At 72.9% G+C, this 14,322-nt stretch carries 9 protein-coding genes and 1 pseudogene; 2 read left to right on the top strand and 8 right to left on the bottom strand.

The genetic code is table 11. The features are described from left to right. Window positions 1-35: 35 nt before the first annotated feature. The 6 genes from CG747_RS24000 to CG747_RS23975 all read right to left on the bottom strand — a co-directional run bounded on the left by CG747_RS24000 (window position 36) and on the right by CG747_RS23975 (window position 8,925). Window positions 36-845: a serine protease gene (locus CG747_RS24000; protein WP_100603888.1), complete on the bottom strand. Its 810-nt coding sequence runs from the start codon at window positions 843-845 to the stop codon at window positions 36-38. Window positions 846-981: 136 nt separating this feature from the next. Continuing rightward, window positions 982-2,532, bottom strand: coding sequence for an RNA polymerase sigma factor (locus tag CG747_RS23995; RefSeq protein WP_257980673.1), 1,551 nt, complete (start codon window positions 2,530-2,532; stop codon window positions 982-984). A 401-nt stretch (window positions 2,533-2,933) separates the two neighbouring features. After that, a complete protein-coding gene (locus CG747_RS23990) occupies window positions 2,934-3,917 on the bottom strand; it encodes a FadR/GntR family transcriptional regulator (RefSeq protein WP_100603886.1) in 984 nt (327 codons plus the stop codon). A 711-nt stretch (window positions 3,918-4,628) separates the two neighbouring features. Then, window positions 4,629-5,399 carry an NUDIX domain-containing protein gene (locus CG747_RS23985; protein ID WP_100603885.1) on the bottom strand — a complete coding sequence of 257 codons (771 nt, stop codon included), beginning with the start codon at window positions 5,397-5,399 and terminating at the stop codon, window positions 4,629-4,631. A 47-nt stretch (window positions 5,400-5,446) separates the two neighbouring features. Continuing rightward, window positions 5,447-7,552, bottom strand: a complete 2,106-nt coding sequence (locus tag CG747_RS23980; protein ID WP_374701809.1) for a glycogen debranching N-terminal domain-containing protein — start codon at window positions 7,550-7,552, stop codon at window positions 5,447-5,449. Window positions 7,553-7,656: 104 nt separating this feature from the next. Beyond that, entirely contained in the window at window positions 7,657-8,925 is a 1,269-nt protein-coding gene (locus CG747_RS23975) for a DUF4192 domain-containing protein (RefSeq protein WP_374701812.1), read from the bottom strand. Window positions 8,926-9,443: 518 nt separating this feature from the next. Here CG747_RS23975 and CG747_RS23970 point away from each other — a divergent pair. Further along, complete coding sequence (locus CG747_RS23970; protein WP_100603883.1) at window positions 9,444-11,609, top strand: RecQ family ATP-dependent DNA helicase; 2,166 nt, start codon at window positions 9,444-9,446, stop codon at window positions 11,607-11,609. Between the two features lie 264 nt (window positions 11,610-11,873). After that, window positions 11,874-12,404, top strand: a pseudogene (locus CG747_RS49760) (hypothetical protein); the annotation flags it as partial. Between the two features lie 396 nt (window positions 12,405-12,800). Here CG747_RS49760 and CG747_RS23960 read toward each other — a convergent pair. Beyond that, window positions 12,801-13,451, bottom strand: coding sequence for a hypothetical protein (locus CG747_RS23960; RefSeq protein WP_100603881.1), 651 nt, complete (start codon window positions 13,449-13,451; stop codon window positions 12,801-12,803). A 67-nt stretch (window positions 13,452-13,518) separates the two neighbouring features. After that, window positions 13,519-14,220: a ribonuclease HII gene (locus CG747_RS23955; protein WP_100603880.1), complete on the bottom strand. Its 702-nt coding sequence runs from the start codon at window positions 14,218-14,220 to the stop codon at window positions 13,519-13,521. Between the last annotated feature and the right edge of the window lie 102 nt (window positions 14,221-14,322).

The raw sequence follows: 14,322 nt of genomic DNA, 5'->3' as shown, positions 1-14,322 counted from the left end.
GTACGCTCCGGCCCATACCGCTCCGTCGGCGCCGTTCAGCCGGCGCCGTGCGTCATCACTGCCGGAAGCAACGCGGACGCCCGCGTATAGACCCCGGGACTGCCCGCGCGCCCGCAGCCGGTCCCCCACGACACAAGCCCCACCAACCGCCCGCGCACCACCAGCGGGCCTCCACTGTCCCCCTGGCAGGCGTCCCGCCCGCCCTTGGGCTCCCCTGCGCAGAGCATCGAAGTGGCGTTGTACACCCCGTCGGCGCTGCCCGGATAAGCCCGCGCACACACCGCGTCACGCAGAACGTTCACCCTGGCGGACCGCAGTCGTGACGCGTAACTGCCGTCCCCGGTCATGTCACCCCACCCGTAGACCGTGGCGGCGTTGCCCGGCTCGTAGACACGATCGTCAGGGCGGGCTATTTGAATCGGCTGGTTGGGGACGCTCTCCTGGAGGGCGATGACCGCCATGTCGTCCTCATTGGTCCAGCTGTTGTAGTGCGGATTGACCCACACCTTGGCGACCTTGACCTCCTGGCCGCCCTTCCCCGTGAGGTTGTTGCGCCCGACGACGACGCGCAGGTCCTTGACCTCCTGCCACGGCAATCCCAGGACATCCCGGCCCATGCAGTGCGCGGCCGTCACCACCGTCGCGTGCCCGACCAGTACACCGCCGCAGAACTGGCCCGAGCGCTGGTCCCCGAACCGCTGGTGCGAAGCCAGGGCGACCGCCCAGGGGCTCTGCGACCGACGAACGGGCTTCCCCCCGACCACCGAACCATCCGCGGCCGCAGAGGCCGGCACAGCAAGAATCAGCGCAAGGGCCCCGAGGGCGGCGCGTATGGTCGGGCGCATACGGACTCCTGACTCTGGGACAGCGGTCACCCACCCAGAGTGACCCAAACGGGGGCGCCCCGCACCCGGACGGCCGCGAGCCCGGCCCCCACAGAGGTGGGAGGCCGGGCTCGCGGCACATTCGGAGCTGTTTCGGCTAGTCGAGGTAGTCCCGCAGCACCTGGGAGCGCGACGGGTGGCGCAGCTTCGACATGGTCTTGGACTCGATCTGGCGAATCCGCTCACGGGTGACGCCGTAGACCTTGCCGATCTCGTCGAGCGTCTTGGGCTGGCCGTCCGTGAGGCCGAACCGCATGGACACGACGCCGGCCTCGCGCTCGGAGAGGGTGTCCAGCACCGAGTGCAGCTGCTCCTGCAGGAGCGTGAAGCTGACCGCGTCGGCCGGGACGACCGCCTCGGAGTCCTCGATGAGGTCACCGAACTCGCTGTCGCCGTCCTCGCCCAGCGGAGTGTGCAGGGAGATCGGCTCGCGGCCGTACTTCTGGACCTCGATGACCTTCTCGGGGGTCATGTCGAGTTCCTTGGCCAGCTCCTCCGGAGTGGGCTCGCGGCCCAGGTCCTGGAGCATCTGGCGCTGGACGCGGGCCAGCTTGTTGATGACCTCGACCATGTGGACGGGGATACGGATCGTCCGGGCCTGGTCGGCCATGGCGCGGGTGATGGCCTGGCGGATCCACCACGTCGCGTAGGTCGAGAACTTGTAGCCCTTGGTGTAGTCGAACTTCTCGACCGCACGGATCAGACCGAGGTTGCCCTCTTGGATGAGGTCCAGGAAGAGCATGCCACGGCCGGTGTACCGCTTGGCGAGGGAGACCACCAGGCGGAGGTTGGCCTCCAGGAGGTGGTTCTTCGCTCGGCGGCCGTCCTCCGCGATGATCTCGAGCTCGCGCTTGAGCTTCGGCGCGAGCTTGTCGCTGTTCGCGAGCTTGTCCTCGGCGAACAGGCCGGCCTCGATGCGCTTGGCGAGCTCGACCTCCTGCTCGGCGTTGAGGAGCGGGACCTTACCGATCTGCTTGAGGTAGTCCTTGACCGGGTCGGCGGTGGCGCCGGCCGCGGCGACCTGCTGCGCGGGGGCGTCGTCCTCGTCCTCGTCCGACAGCACGAAGCCGGCGTTCTCGGGGGTCTCGGTGTCGCCGGGCTCGCCCTTGCCGGGAGTCGGGGTCTCCTCGGTCAGCTCTTCGTCGAGCAGGTCGTCGGCGTCCTTCTTGGACCCGGCCTTCTTGGCGGTGGCCTTCTTGGCCGTGGCCTTCTTCGCGACCGTCTTCTTGGCGGTCGTCTTCTTCGCCGCGGCCTTCTTGGCAGGCGCGGACTCCGACTCACCGGCGGCCGGGTCCACCATGGAGGCGGCGGCCGAAGCGGTGGTGGTCTTCTTCACCGTGGCGGTCTTGGCCGCGACGGTCTTGGTGGCGGTGCGCTTCGCCGGACTCTTCGCTGCGACGCTCTTGCGGGTGCGCTTGGGCGCCTCTGCGGCACTGACCATCAGCGTCACACCCTCCTCGTCGAGGATCTGGTTGAGGCTGCGCAGAACGTTCTTCCACTGGGTTGGCGGAATCTGGTCAGCCTCGAAGGCCCGACGCACGTCATCGCCGGCGATCTGCCCATCTGCCTTTCCCCGCTCGATGAGCGCCATCACAGACTCGGACTCGGCGATCTCCGGCGGGAGCGTACGGGATGTGCTGGCCGACACGAACAACCTCTCGGAACGATGGAAACGGCTTCCGACCCCGTCCACTGTGGATCGGAGCCGACGACCGCCGGTGGGGATGGACCGACGGCGCAGGGGCAACCGGGGAGTTGAACAGCGTCACGAACGCCGCTCGTATTCCCTCCTCGGCTATCACCTCTTACGTCATCGCGCTTCCTCGGAGAGCGTTACGCCCAATCTGCGTGGCCCGAGTCACACCCCATAACGACCCCTTCCCCGTCATATGACATGCAATCCTCTCAAAACCTTCCGCCGGATCCGGTCGACGTCCCGGATCCGGCGATCTTGCGCTCCTTCGGTGCGTACGGCGCGTCCTCGGCAGGGGCGTACGGGGCACGGGTCCGCGCGGTGCTCACGGTCCGCACGTGGTCGGGTACGAGCCTTCAGTGCTCGCGCGGCGCGGGGACGACGTGGTCGGCGGGCGTACCGGCACCCTGGCCGCCGGCCTCGCCATGGGCGGCGAGGAGCTGCCGCATCGCGGATTCGGCGGCGGTGGCGTCGCCGGAACCGATGGCGTCGACGACCCGCATGTGCTGGCCCACGGACGTCTCGACCGGCCGCTCGCAGCCGCCGCTGGATCCGCCGGAGACGTGCAGGGCGGAGGTGACGATGCCCGCGAGGTGCTCGAGCATGCGGTTGCCGGCGAGCTGGAGCAGCAGGGTGTGGAACTCGGCGTCCGCGCGGCCGAACGTCATGGTGTCGCCCTGGGCCGCGGAGTGGCCCATGATCTCGACCATGTCCGCGAGCCGCTGCTGGATGTCCTCGCGGGCGTGGCCGGCGGCGAGCCGGGCGGCGAGCGGCTCGATGGTCCAGCGCAGCTCGCACAGCTCACGACGCTGGTCGTCGCGCTGCGGCCCGTAGGCGCGCCACTCGATGATGTCGGGGTCGAGGAGGTTCCAGTCGCTGACCGGGCGTACCCGGGTCCCCACGTTCGGGCGCGCGCTCACCAGGCCCTTGGCTTCGAGGACGCGCAGTGACTCGCGGACGACGGTGCGGGAGACCTCGAAGCGCTGGCCGATCTCCTCGGGGACGAGCGGACGGTCGGCGCCGAGATCGCCGGAGACGATCATCTGGCCGAGTTGCTGGACGAGTTGGCCGTGGAGGCCGCGGCCGCGGCTGCCCGCCGCGCGCCGGCCGACCCGGCCGATATCTGTCTCGGAGCTCTCCCAGACCGGCGAGACGCGCTCCGTGCGGTCGTGGCCGGTCGCGTTGGCAGCGTTGGCGTAGGGGTAGCGGTCAAGCTCGCCGGGGCCTGCGAGGCCGGTGTCGCCGGGGCGAGCCGCGGTCATCATGGTGTGCGCAAGGGTACTCACGCATCCTTTGTCGGCGGCACTCCGAACGGCCTTGAGGTCTTTGGTGAAAAGCACACGAAAGGGTGATCGCCCGTTATCTCGCAATTGACGCTTTATCGGAAAGAAACGCGCTTTCGGGGGCGAGTTGTGGACAGCGAGCGCAACAACGGGGCCTGGAAACCGGCGTTTTGGCCGGTCGGCGTCGCCAGCCCGTTAGCACGGTGAACACATAAGCGCAGACCAGGGAGGCGGCGGCAACACCCTTGCATTGCCTACCGGTTGGGGTGCAGACGGCGTCATGACCGGAACACGTCGATCGCTTCCGGAAGGCATCTGGTGAGCATCGGGCGGGAGGTGGGTGTGGTGTTGTGCGGGACTGCGCTCGCCGTGGTGTGTGGCGTTCAGTTGGGGCGGCAGGAAAGGGAGTTGCCGGGAGCCGACTGGTGAGCCGGGTGGTGGCGGCGAGATTGTGCCGGAGTTCCTGAAGTCATCGTGGGAATCGGCGTCGCCTTGGTCGCCGGAATGCTGCCGTCGCTGTGGTGGTGGCGGAAACCGTGGTCGCTGGGGTCGCTGAGGCGCGAGGTCACCGAGGACGGTGAGTTCGCGGGCGGCTCGTTGACGGTGCGAGGGGGCGAGGGCGCAGGTAGTCGAGAGCGGTGGTGCGAAGCAGTGGCCGGTGCGTGTCCGGCCACCGTGGGGAGATCACCGGAGTGTGCTCTGGTGGCGGTGAGGGAGCTTGGTTGCCGTACCTCGTTGCCCGGCCCGCGGGGAGCTTGGGGCGGTGGGTCAGACCTCTGGGCGGAGCATCGGCGGGTTGAGGAGGGTCGCGCCGCCGGCGCGGAAGAGTTGGGCCGGGCGGCCGCCCTGGCGGGTGGTGGTCCCGCCGGTGGGGACCAGGAAGCCGGGGGTGCCGGTCACCTTGCGGTGGAAGTTGCGGGGGTCGAGGGCGACGCCCCAGACCGCCTCGTAGACGCGGCGCAGCTCGCCGACGGTGAACTCCTGCGGGCAGAAGGCCGTCGCGAGCGAGGAGTATTCGATCTTCGACCGTGCGCGTTCCACTCCGTCGGCGAGGATGCGCGCGTGGTCGAAGGCGAGCGGGGCGGTCAGGTCGCCGTCGCGGGCGTGGGTGTTGTTCTCCTGGTCCAGGAGGGTTTCGACGGGGGCCCAGCGGGCGCTGTGGGCGTCGCCGCCGGCCCGCGGGGCGGGCAGATCGGGGGCGAGGACGAGGTGCGCGACGCTGACCACCCGCATGCGGGGGTCGCGCTTGGGATCGCCGTAGGTGGCGAGCTGTTCGAGGTGCGCCCCGTATGCGGGCGGCGGGCTGCCCTCCGGCGGATAGGCGTGCAGGCCGGTCTCCTCGACGAGTTCCCGGGCCGCTGCCTCCGCCAGGTCCTCGTCTGCGCGGACGAATCCGCCGGGCAGAGCCCAACGCCCCTGGAACGGCGGCTCACCACGGCGTACGGCCAGCGCGCACAGGGCGTGGCGGCGCACGGTGAGCACGACCAGGTCGACGGTGACAGCGAAGGGCGGGAAGGCCGACGGGTCGTAGGGAGGCATGTCGTGATCATAGTCGTCCGCCTGACGATAAACAGGTCATGCGGCCTTCAAGCCCTCAGCTGCAGACCGTCCGCGGCTTCCTCGACCATCCCCATCCCGAGGCGGCTGATCCGTACGGCGAAGGGTTGCTCGGCGATGGTCAGTCCGGTCAGTTGCATCGCGCCGAGCGGGGTGGTGCCGAGCGGGCGGACGGCGACCGTTCCGGCCGGCACGTCGGGGCGCAGTCCTGCGAGGGCGATGAGTATCTGGACCGCGCCGGCCGCCGCGATGGCCGCGGGGCGGCAGGCCGCCGGGTGCGGAACAGGGATGCTGCCGACGGTGCGCTGTTCCCCGGCGAACATCTCCGGCAGGCGGTGCCCGAAGCTCTCCCCGGCGTCGAGGAGGCCCTTCGTCAGGGCGCCGGCAGCGGCTTCGTGGCCGGCCGCGGCCAGTCCGGCGGCGGCGACGGCAGTTTCGTGGACGCGGACCGCTCCGCTGCGGTGGCCGAAGGGGTTGTAGCCGCTCTCCTTGGCGGCGAGTCCGCGCAGGCCCCATCCGGAGTCCATGGCGGGGCTGCGGAGCAGTCGGGACAGTTGGGCGGTCTGGGGCGCGTCCAGGAGGCCCGGGGCCAAGGTGCCGCCGCCCAGGAGGCCGGTGTCGAGGAGGTGGGCGACGGTGGCGCCGAGGTGCGGGACCGGGCGGCCGTCGCAGGTGAGCAGGGCGGCGGGGCGGCCGCCGGTGCGGTCGTCCACCCAGAAGTCGGTGCGGAAGCGGGCGCGCAGTTCCGCCGCCCAGTCGCGGAGCTCGGCGGCGCCGGGGGATCCGCAGGCGTCCAGGAGGTCGGCGCCGAGGACCGCGGCGCGGTGGGCGTGGGCCTGTGTCTCGCAGCGGTAGGGGCCGTCGGGTGCGGGGTCGGGGAGGTAGCCGCCGCGGTCCGCGCCGCGTGGGTCGGCGGCCGTGCGCAGCCATTGGAGGCAGCGTTCGGCGGCGGGCAGCAGCCGCTCGGTCTCCTGGTCGGGCAGGCCCCAGCGGCGGGCCTCCGCGAGGACGGCCGGAAAGAGGAGGGTGGCTTCGATGCCGGTGCAGCCCGCTGGAGCGTGCGGTCCGGCGTCCCGGAGCGGGCCGGGAATTCGGCCGAAATCCGCCCCTGGGGTGGCCTGTTGGGTGCGGGCGAGGGTGCGCAGGGTGCTGGCGACGAGGCGAGTGCCGAGGGGAAGCAGCATGCGGGCGGTCCACAGGGCCTCGGCGGGTGCGAGGCCGCACCGCCAAGGGAAGCCACCGGCGACGAAGACGTCCGTGGGCAGGGACGGGTCGCGCATCAGCAGCCCGTGCAGGTCGTCGAGACTGCCGGCCATGAGGGCGTCCGCCCGGGCGTCGTCGCACTCCAGGCGGGCCGGGGACCAGGAGCGCGGTGGCCGTTCGCTGCGGGTGCGGGGGCCGGCGGGCCCGGTGCGCGGACCGGGGACGGAGGTGTCGGGGCCCCGCCCGGCCGGGGCCGGCACGCCGCCCGCGCCGTGTTGCAGGCGGGGATGGAGTTCGATGGTGCGGCGGCCGCCGGGCGGTAGCTCGAGTTCCCAGCGGAGCAGGCCCGCAGAGGCCAGGGCGTCCTGGGGAGCGGGGGTGGCGGTCACCACCGCGTGGGCCCCGCGCCCGGACCAGCGGAGGCCCGATCCGTGGACGGCGGCGCGCAGTTCGGGGCCGGGAAGGCCGACGGCGACGGCTCCGAGGTCCGCCAGGTCGGTGCCCAGGTAGATCTCGACGGGCAGTCGGACGGATCGGGTGGCGCTGCTGTGGAAGGTGATCCGTTCGGTGCCGTCGGCGGACCGCATCCGTTCCATCCGGATCTCCGGGTCCGGCCCGCGCTCGCCCGTTCTGCGGATCACGCCGGTGAAGAGGGCGCGGTCCGCGGCGATCAACCGCCCCTGGACGACGAGCGGTTCCTCGCCCGCGGCACGCACTTCGCAGCGGGCGAGGATCCGCCGGCCGTCGCGGTAGCAGCCGTCCAGGCCCTGGCCGGTCAGCTGCCCCGTGGTGGACGACACGGCGAGCGACGGGAGGGCCGTGCAGACCAACGCCGCATGGACCGGTTGGGGCTGGGGCAGCCGGGCCGGCGTGGTGCGCCGGTCCGAGGTGGGCCGGTGGGCCGGCTGGGTGGTGGGGACAATCCCTGGCACGCTCTGCGCTCCCTGGTGAGGTCGGGGCTCCGTACGGCCTGCGCCAAACAGGTGAACGGTGCGGCGGCGCCCAGGTCACGCCGGCCGTGTCTCGCCCCGTGCGGTCACGGCCGGCTTCGGTCACCACCCCTTCCTGCCCGACGGGTGCCCGGCGTGCCGGTCGTACGGGAACCGGGACCGGTGCCCCCGCGTGGCCCGCGGGGGCGGGTGGGCTTTGCCGGGCGCGGGGGCGCCGACCGCTGGGCGGACTGCCGCCGGTCCCTTGTGGTCGTCGTGCCTCCGTCTGTGGCGCCCTCGGCCTCCTCTCGCTGTTGGCGCAGGCAGCGGCGCAGCGGCTCGGGGTCCAGGCCCTCGTTGATGGCGCGGTGCAGCAGTTGCGCGAAGTGGCAGTCGGGGTCGGCGGTCAGGGCGCGGCTGAGGGCGACGCGGGCGGAGGGGCCGTCCGCTGTGGACCAGCAGACCCAGCCGGTGAGGGTCAGGGGCGCCGCCGCGTGTTCGGCGTAGCCGCCGGTGCAGCGGCGGGCGAGGGCGCGCCATAGCCGGAGGGCCGCCGCGGCGTCGGGGCCGTCCATCCATTCCGCGGCCCGGTCGCGGGTGATGCGGTCCTGGAGGCCGAGGATGAGGGTGGCCGCCTCGGCGTCGGTGATCAGCGCGTCGTCGCAGGCGTCGCGGGCGCGGTTGCTGCCGGAGGGGGTGTCCTGGCGGAACCGGTGGATCATCGCGGCGGCCCGTTCGAGGGTGGCCTGCTGGACGGCGATGGCGCCGTTCGGCTGGAGCATCCGCGGCAGGAGTTCCGCGGCCGCGTCGTCCAGCGCCTTCTCCTGGTCGGCACCGCGTGGTCCGGTGCGGGGTGCCAGCCGGGCGTCCATCTCCTTGAGCGAGCCGCGCACCTGCATTCCGGCGTAGGCGGCTGCCGCGGCCATCACGGACGTTCCCGGGAGGAACAGGGGTGTGCCTCCGGCGGGGCAGCAGCGGTAGTCGGGGCAGCAGTAGGACCAGTAGCGGCCGTTGGAGATGCACAGGGCCTCCAGGACCGGCACGTCCAGGGAGCCGCAGGCGGTGCGCAGCCGCTGGGCGAGCGGGCGCAGGCGCTCCTTGACGTCCTGGCCGCTCTCGCCCGGTGCTGGTTCCTGGCAGAGGAAGACGAGGATGCCGGCGAGGCGGTCGGAGCGCTTGCGCGCGCCGGAGATCAGGCAGTCGGCGAGCTGGTCGCTGACATCGGGCCAGTGGGACGGGTCCGCGGGGATGCCGAGCCGCAGTCGGCCGCCGAACCGGGCGCGCTCGCCGTGCAGCGCGACCATGACGACGCTGTCGTCCGGATAGAAGCCGAGGAGGTACGGCAGTGCGTCGGCGAGCTCGGCCGAGCTGCGCAGGGTGACCTGTGGCTCGGCGGGCGGGCTCGCGTCCTGGTCTGCGGGGTCCGGCGAGCGGGCGCCGGTCTGCGGGTGGGGGACGGCGGGGTCGGCCGCGGCGGTGGGCGCAGCGTAGGCACTGCAGGAGAGGGAGGGGTTGGGCGGGTCGTAGGGGGTGGGCGGATGGTCGTCGGGGGTCGGCGGCCGGGGTGGGCCCACGCGGGGTGTGGCGGTGGGCGCGGACGTGGTGGTGGGGGGTGCGGGATCGCCGTCGGTGCCGGGCTCGCTGTTGCCGCGGGCGCAGCTGCCGGCTTCCCCGCCACCGGGGTCGTGGGCGTCGATGTCGTCGGGGTGGGTGCCGTCGCGGTGAGTGTCGTCGGTGTGAGGCTCGTGCGGTTCGCTGTGCGGATTCATGGCTCGAAGATCCCGCGGTCGCGCAGCGTTCCGCGACCCCTGTGGATAACTCTTGGGTGCCGCGGTTTTCCACAGCCCGGGGCGAGGGTTCGCGCGTTGTCGGTGGCATCGGGTTGCATGGGGGCATGAGCAACGAAGACCTGCGTACCGCGGCCGATGCCGTCCTCAGCCGTCTCGTCGGGGATCCCGGCGGGACGGCCCGGCTGCGTGAGGACCAGTGGCGGGCGATCGAGGCGCTGGTCGCCGACCACCGCCGGGCCCTGGTCGTGCAGCGGACCGGCTGGGGCAAGTCCGCGGTCTATTTCGTCGCGACGGCGCTGTTGCGGGAGCGCGGCAGCGGGCCGACGGTGATCGTCTCGCCGCTGCTCGCGCTGATGCGCAACCAGGTCGACGCGGCCGCGCGGGCCGGCATCCGGGCGCGCACGATCAACTCCGCCAACACCGAGGAGTGGGACACCGTCCAGGCCGAGGTGGCGGCCGGTGAGGTGGACGTCCTGCTGGTGAGCCCCGAGCGGCTCAACAATCCGGATTTCCGTGATCAGGTGCTGCCCAAGCTCGCGGCGGCCACCGGGCTCCTGGTGGTCGACGAGGCGCATTGCATCTCCGACTGGGGCCACGATTTCCGGCCGGACTACCGGCGGCTGCGCACGATGCTGGCCGATCTTCCGCCCGGTGTGCCGGTGCTCGCCACGACCGCCACCGCGAACGCCCGGGTGACGGCCGATGTCGCCGAGCAGCTGGGGACGGGTGAGGGCTCCGCCGAGGCGCTGGTGCTGCGCGGTCCGTTGGACCGGGAGAGCCTGAGCCTGGGTGTGCTGCCGCTGCCCGATGCCGCGCACCGGCTGGCCTGGCTCGCGGACCATCTGGACGAGCTCCCGGGCTCGGGGATCATCTACACGCTCACCGTCGCGGCCGCCGAGGAGGTCACCGCGTTCCTGCGGCACCGGGGGCACACGGTCGCCTCGTACACCGGCAAGACGGAGAACGCCGACCGCCAGCAGGCGGAGGACGATCTGCTCGCCAACCGGGTCAAGGCGCTGGTGGCGACGTCCGCTCTGGGGATGGGCTTCGACAAGCCCGACCTGGGGTTCGTGGTGCACCTGGGTTCGCCGTCGTCGCCGATCGCGTACTACCAGCAGGTGGGCCGGGCCGGCCGCGGTGTCGAGCACGCCGAGGTGCTGCTGCTGCCGGGCCGGGAGGACGAGGCGATCTGGAAGTACTTCGCCTCGCTGGCGTTCCCGCCGGAGGAGCAGGTGCGGCGGACGCTGGACGTACTGGCGGCGGCCGGCCGGGCGGTGTCGCTGCCGGCGCTGGAGCCGCAGGTCGAACTGCGCCGCTCCCGCCTGGAGATCATGCTCAAGGTCCTCGATGTGGACGGGGCCGTCCAGCGCGTCAAGGGCGGCTGGACGGCCACGGGCCGGCCGTGGGCGTACGACGCGGAGCGCTATGCGTGGGTGGCGCGGCAGCGGGAGGCCGAGCAGCAGGCGATGCGGGAGTACGCCGCGGCGTCGGGTTGCAGAATGGAGTTTCTGCGGCGGCAGTTGGACGACGAGGCGGCTGCCGCGTGCGGCCGTTGCGACAACTGCGCCGGTCCGCGGTTCACCGCCGAGGTGTCCGCCGCGTCGCTGGACGCGGCCCGTGGTGAACTGGGCCGCCCCGGCGTGGAGGTGGAACCGCGGCGGATGTGGCCCACGGGGCTGCCGGCTGTCGGCGTCGACCTCAAGGGCCGGATCCCGGCGGGTGAACTGGCCTCGACCGGCCGGGCGTTGGGGCGGTTGTCGGACATCGGGTGGGGCAACCGCCTGCGGCCGATGCTCGCGCCGCAGGCACCTGACGGGCCGGTGCCCGACGACGTGGCGGCCGCCGTGGTGACGGTCCTCGCCGACTGGGCCAAGGGGCCCGGGGGCTGGGCCTCGGGTGCGCCGGACGCCCCGGCGCGCCCGGTGGGTGTCGTCAGCCTCGGCTCGCACAGCCGCCCGCAGTTGATCCGCTCGCTCGCCGAACGGATCGCGGCGGTGGGCCGGATGCCGTTCCTGGGCACGGTGGCCTCGGTGGACGACGGCCCCGGGACGAGGGTGCCGCGGAGCAACAGCGCCCAACGGCTGCGGGCCCTGCACAGCTCGCTGGTGGTGCCGCCGGAGCTGGCCGGAGCGCTGGCGTCAGCGGGCGGCCCGGTGCTCCTGGTGGACGACTACGCCGACACCGGCTGGACGCTGGCGGTGGCCGCCCGGTTGCTGCGCAGGGCCGGGGCAGGCGGGGTGTTTCCGCTGGTCCTCGCCGTGCAGGGGTAGCCGGATCCGGCGGCGGGGCCCGGGAGAGACGGGAGGGAGCACCTGGGTATCGGAGGCGGGTGCGGCGGGCAGGGATAGCAGCGGTGCACCGGGTGTTTCCGGCCGTTCGCGGGGAATTGCTCGTTGCCGCAAGCCTGTACGAGCCGCGAGAATGGGAAGTGCTTCCCGGTATCCGGCCGTTCGCGGTCCGGCAGGGTCATGCCGTGGTGCACCGGCGCGCCCGGCCGCGGCCCGCAGCGCGGACACGCAGACGAAGGGAGGACGATGGCCTTCGGATTCGCCCGGCCCGCACCGGATCCGCCGCCCGAAGCCGCCGATTCCACCGCTCGCCTGGGGCGGCTGTTGGAACCGGCGGAGTGGGCGTCGGCCGGAATCCCGCTCCTACGCAACCCCCGTGAGGTCGTCGCCGACCTGTACACCCGTCATCTTCCGCGGCCGTCGACGGTGATCGTGGCGGTGCTGGACCCTGACGAACGGGTCGTTGCCAGCGCGTCGTTCACGGGGCCGGCGTCGGCTCCCGATGGTTGGGCCTACCGCAATGCGCTGCTGGCGCAGTTGCGTCGGATCATCCCGCACGATCTGCGGTTGCGGGTTCCGGCCCGGACGGCGGTGCTGCTCCACTACCGGGAGGGCGAGCTCCGTTGGTCGGAGGCGGACGGTGCGTGGATGTGGGGGCTGCGCGACGCCTGCACCCTGCACGGGCTCCGCTGCGGGGCGTTCATCGCGCTGGCCCGGGGCCACTGGCAGGTACTGGGTGAAGGGCGGGGCGGGCGGTGGCCCCGGGTGACCGCCCCCGGGAAATCCCGGAGGGCGGACGCGGCGCGGGTGGGTCCCCGCCACGGCGCGGCCGAGGGGACCGGGGCGGTGGGCGCCACCGGCGGTGCGCCCGCCCCGGAGGGCGGCGCGCTTTCGCCGGCGGTGCCCCCACAGGACCCGCGGGCCGCGGAGGGCCCGCCTGGTCAGGACCCGGCTGGTGCGCAGCGTGTCCCGTCGGCGCGGACCGCCGCATCGGGCGAGCAGCCGCGGAACGGCGGCCGGGGAACGCCCCGGCGCGCCGGCGGTGGCGCGGCGGAAGCGCGCCACCGGGCGGCGTACTGACCGCGGCGCGCCCGGCCGGACGACCGGTGCCCGGGCGCGCCAACGAGCCCGACCGGCCATGAGCGCCGGCGGGCCACGCCGGGGCAGCGGTGGTCAGGCGTTCGCGCCGAGCACCGCGTTGATCCGCTCCGGGTCGCCGCAGACGATCAGCAGCACTCCGGCACGGGCCATCGCGGCGGGCAGCGCCCGCGCGGTGGCCTCGTCGTCGTCGCCGTTGACCGCGACGACCACGACGGGCCGTTCGGCGGCGCGTTCGGCGCCGGCGGCGGCGTAGAACACGTCGTCGGCGACGTCGTGCTGGGCCCAGTAGGACGCCTCGCCGAAGGACAGTTCGTGGGCCGCCCACGGGTGGTTCTCACCGGTGGTCAGCACCAGGATCTCGCCCGGCGCGCGGCCGGAGTCCAGGAGCAGGTCGACGGCCTCGTCGGCGGCGTCGACGGCTCCGCCGACGGGTGCCGGTATCAGCTGGAGCTGGGGGCCCGCGGCGTTGCCGGTCGTGGCGACCGGAGGCTGCGGGGAGTCGGTGCGCTGCGCCGGGGGGGCCGGGACGGGCCCACGCGACGGGGTGACGGGTCCGGGCTTGCCCGGACGGGCACTGGACGCGGGGGCACCTCGCGGCGGAGCGGGGCGGGGACCGGGACCAGGTACGGGACGGGGGGTCGGCGCGGTGCGGCCGGCGGCCGGAGTTGCGCGGGGACCCGGGACACTCTCGTGAATCTGAGGCTCCTCGGGGATGAGAGGCATAAAGGGATGTCTATCAAACGTAGGTGCGGGACATGTCAGTGGGTACCGAATTCCTGCCCCGCTCCGCTCAGAAGTCGAAGCCGAGTTGGCCACCGGCTTCCAGAGCGGCTGCTTCGGGAGTGACGCGCACCTTCTTGAGGTGCCGCCACCTGGGCAGGGCGTCCATGTAGGACCAGGACACCCGGTGGTACGGCGTGGGACCGTGCTCCTCCAGGGCGGTGCGGTGGGTCGGCGAGGGGTAGCCGGCGTTGGCTGCGAAGTCGAAGTCGGCGTACTCCAGGCCGAGTTCGGCCATCATGACGTCCCGCCGCACCTTGGCGATCACGGACGCGGCGGCGACCGCGATACAGGACTGGTCACCCTTGATGACCGTACGGACCCGCCACGGCGCGCCCAGGTAGTCGTGCTTGCCGTCGAGGATGACCGCGTCCGGCCGGACCGGGAGCCCCTCCAGGGCACGTACGGCGGCGAGCCGCAGTGCCGCGGTCATCCCCAGGGTGTCGATCTCCTCCGGGGAGGAGTGCCCCAGGGCGTACGAGGTGACCCAGGTGGTAAGCACCTCGCAGAGTTCGGTGCGGCGCTTGGGGGTCAGCAGCTTGGAATCAGTGAGTCCGTCCGGTGGCCGGCGCAGTCCGGTGATGGCGGCGCAGACACTGACCGGGCCGGCCCAGGCTCCGCGCCCGACCTCGTCGATCCCTGCGACGATCTTGGCGCCCGTGGTGGCGCGCAGTGATCGCTCGACGGTATGGGTGGGGGGCTCGTACGGCATGGCGCCAGCCAGATTACGCCTATTCGGCGCGGCCGTCCGCATCGGATCCGAAGCCGGCGTTCGCGAGCGCCGGCGGAGGGCCCGGTACGGCGGTCCGAAGCG

Origin of the sequence: Streptomyces sp. CB02959, from assembly GCF_002803155.1 — a bacterium.
In the GTDB taxonomy this organism is placed as follows: Bacteria; Actinomycetota; Actinomycetes; order Streptomycetales; family Streptomycetaceae; genus Streptomyces.
This window is presented reverse-complemented; position numbering and strand designations above follow the sequence as displayed.

Excerpts from the sequence above, each read along its gene's own strand:
- CG747_RS24000 (WP_100603888.1), bottom strand. The coding sequence starts at position 845 with ATGCGCCCGACCATACGCGCCGCCCTCGGGGCCCTTGCGCTGATTCTT.
- CG747_RS23985 (WP_100603885.1), bottom strand. The coding sequence starts at position 5,399 with ATGCCTCCCTACGACCCGTCGGCCTTCCCGCCCTTCGCTGTCACCGTC.
- CG747_RS23970 (WP_100603883.1), top strand. The coding sequence starts at position 9,444 with ATGAGCAACGAAGACCTGCGTACCGCGGCCGATGCCGTCCTCAGCCGT.
- CG747_RS23960 (WP_100603881.1), bottom strand. The coding sequence starts at position 13,451 with ATGCCTCTCATCCCCGAGGAGCCTCAGATTCACGAGAGTGTCCCGGGT.
- CG747_RS23955 (WP_100603880.1), bottom strand. The coding sequence starts at position 14,220 with ATGCCGTACGAGCCCCCCACCCATACCGTCGAGCGATCACTGCGCGCC.